1 protein-coding gene is annotated in these 1137 nt (G+C 63.4%); it reads left to right on the top strand.

The features are described 5' to 3' along the window. Positions 1–1137: cbb3-type cytochrome c oxidase subunit I (locus AYO52_RS16750; RefSeq protein WP_172812197.1), on the top strand; the 1137-nt coding region annotated here is incomplete at both ends.

The following is a 1137-nucleotide window of genomic DNA, read 5'->3' on the forward strand; positions in this document are numbered from 1 at the left end:
CCATGTACATGCCGCTGGCGGACAAGATCCACTCGCCGAACGTCGGCGCGGACCTCTGGATCCTCGGCGTCGGCATCGGCGGCATCGGCACCGTCCTCGGTGCCGTCAACTTCGTCACCACCATCATCTGCCTGCGCGCACCGGGTATGACCATGTTCCGGATGCCGATCTTCACGTGGAACATCCTCGTGGCGTCGGTCCTCATCCTCCTGATCTTCCCGCTGCTCACCGCGGCCGCACTCGGCGTCTTCTACGACCGCACCTTCGGTGGTCGCATCTTCGATCCGGGCAACGGTGGCGCCATCCTGTGGCAGCACCTGTTCTGGTTCTTCGGTCACCCCGAGGTGTACGTCCTCGCGCTGCCGTTCTTCGGCATCGTCTCCGAGGTCTTCCCGGTCTTCTCTCGCAAGCCGCTGTTCGGCTACGCCGGCCTGGTCTTCGCGACCCTCGCGATCGCCGCACTGTCGACGGCCGTGTGGGCGCACCACATGTACGTCACCGGCGCGGTGCTGCTGCCGTTCTTCTCCTTCATGACGTTCCTCATCGCGGTCCCGACCGGCGTGAAGTTCTTCAACTGGATCGGCACGATGTGGCGCGGCAAGATGACCTTCGAGACGCCGATGCTGTTCGCCCTCGGCTTCATCATCACCTTCCTCTTCGGCGGTCTGACCGGCGTGATGATGGCCTCGGCGCCGATCGACTTCCACATCTCGGACACGTACTTCATCGTGGCGCACTTCCACTACACGCTCTTCGGCACCATCGTGTTCGCCACGTTCGCCGGCGTGTACTTCTGGTTCCCCAAGATGACGGGCCGGATGTACGACGAGCGGCTCGGCAAGATCCACTTCTGGTTGATCTTCATCGGTTTCCACACGACGTTCCTGGTACAGCACTGGCTGGGCAACCAGGGCATGCCGCGCCGGTACGCCGACTACCTGGATTCGGACAACTTCACGGTCCTCAACCAGATCTCCACGGTCGGTTCGTTCATCCTCGGCATCGCGATGCTGCCGTTCATCTGGAACATCATCAAGAGCTGGCGCTACGGGGAGATCGTCACGGTCGACGACCCGTGGGGCGCGGGCAACTCCCTCGAGTGGGCGACCTCCTGCCCGCCGCCGCGCCACAACTTCG

This window comes from Dietzia sp. 111N12-1, assembly GCF_001658045.1.
Lineage (GTDB): Bacteria > Actinomycetota > Actinomycetes > Mycobacteriales > Mycobacteriaceae > Dietzia > Dietzia kunjamensis.